We start from the raw sequence: 1,071 nt of genomic DNA, 5'->3' as shown, positions 1-1,071 counted from the left end.
TATTGGATTGAATCTTCAAACCCTTCTTCAAGTATAGAAATCGCACTCTTAATTTTGGGGTTCTCAATATGTCGCGAAATGAACTCATCTTTAAATACCCTAGCCTCGTCTACAGAAATTGTTTGATAAATACGTCGAAGTTCATTTTTTAACTCACTTACTCCTTTTTTAGGGAGCTTATTAATAATATTGCGTTTAAAATGAACCGTGCATCTTTGCCAAGAAGTCCCGATGAACTCACGTTCTATTGCTTTTTTTAATCCGGCGTGTGCATCGGAAATAACGAGCTTAGGAGACTGAAGTCCACGAGACTTTAGATCTTGGAAGAAGCCTTGCCAGGCTTCAAAACTTTCTACATGGTCTACCTTTAATCCAATAATTTCTCGCTTCTTATTCTCATTCATTCCTGTCATGAGATAAACTGCTTTTGATACAACTTTATCGTGTTCACGGACTTTAATATACATCGCATCAGCATATAGGTACGGAAAATAATGAACATTAAGGGGACGATTAGCCCACTTCTTAACAATTGGATCGAGTTTTTCGGTTAAGGAAGAAACAAAAGATTTAGACACACTCTCCCCACACAGCTGTTCCACTATATTTGTAACTTTTCGTGTAGATACACCATTTACCACCATTTCCATCATGGAGAGCACTAGGGCCTGATCAACTCTAGAAAACTTCTCAAAAATCGAAGGAGAGAAGTGTCCTTCTCTTGTACGAGGAACCCGTAGCTTGATTCTTCCTATACTAAGTATCAGTTCACGTTCATAATATCCATTACGATAATCAAGGCGTTCTGAAGAACGCTCATAGGCAGCTGCACGTAAATAATTATCACGTTCCTTTTCCATGAATTCATTTAGCACCAATACGATGGATGACTTTACAACCACATCAATATTAGAATTCATCACTGATTCTTTTAAAACATCAACATCTAGGTTAAACTGTATTTGAGTCATTTTTATTCCTCTTCTCTTTGTTTTTCTTGGTCGTTAAACATTGTAGACAAAAAGGAATAAAATGACTCTTTTCTTTTTACACAATTATATGGACTTAATC

The 1,071-nt window shown here is 36.4% G+C and carries 1 protein-coding gene; it reads right to left on the bottom strand.

Features of this window, described 5'->3' with window-relative positions; genetic code table 11:
- Positions 1 to 971 (bottom strand): IS256 family transposase (locus BTHG_RS23810; RefSeq protein WP_010280167.1); only part of this gene is annotated, 971 nt, incomplete at its 3' end.
- Between the last annotated feature and the right edge of the window lie 100 nt (positions 972 to 1,071).

The organism is Bacillus timonensis (assembly GCF_000285535.1).
GTDB classification, from domain to species: Bacteria; Bacillota; Bacilli; order Bacillales; family Bacillaceae_L; genus Ferdinandcohnia; species Ferdinandcohnia timonensis.
The sequence above is the reverse complement of the archived record's forward strand: the minus strand, read 5'-3'. Positions and strand labels throughout refer to the sequence as shown.